A 606-nucleotide genomic window follows, 5' to 3' on the forward strand; every position below is an offset into this window, starting at 1 on the left:
CGCGGCGCCTCCCTGCCGGGCTAGCGGCGACGGCGCGGGGCGGCGTTCGCGGGGTGGGGGCGCGGACGCCGCTTTGTGCATCCACCACAAGAAACTGAGTCCCGCGTGCGCTGGGACTTGGTATCGTCCGGCAATTCCGGTGCGGCGAGGGACCGGGGCCCTACAGTCGCCCGTGGCAACGACGCCACACACCACCCGGGAGTCCTCAATGACGAGTGCAACACCCCACGCGCACGGCCTCGGCATGCGCATCGCCGTGATCGTGCTCAGCCTGCTGCTGGCCGCCATGATCCTGCTGTTCTTCGCCACCACGAGCAAGATCGCCGCCGGTGCCGCGGAGCTCGCCGACGGCACCACCGCCGCGGAAGACGGGTCGGCGCAGCTCGCGGCCGGTGCCGCCGAACTGTCCGACGGCGCGCAGACCCTCGCCGACGGGACGCAGGACCTCGCCGCGGGTGCCGCGAGCGCCGAGGACGGCTCGCAGAAGCTGAGCGATGGTGCCACCACCGCGGCGGCGGGAGCCACGGCCCTCGCTGCGGGTGCGGGCGACCTCGCCGCGGGCGCCGCGAACGCCGAGGCCGGTGCGAGCCGCCTGAGCGGTGGCGC

General features: G+C 74.6%; 1 pseudogene. It reads left to right on the plus strand.

Features of this window, described 5'->3' with window-relative positions:
- Window positions 1-208: 208 nt before the first annotated feature.
- Window positions 209-606, plus strand: a pseudogene (locus DW299_RS05115) (hypothetical protein); the annotation flags it as partial.

It is taken from the genome of Microbacterium sp. K35, assembly GCF_004794375.1.
Taxonomy (GTDB): Bacteria; Actinomycetota; Actinomycetes; order Actinomycetales; family Microbacteriaceae; genus Microbacterium; species Microbacterium sufflavum.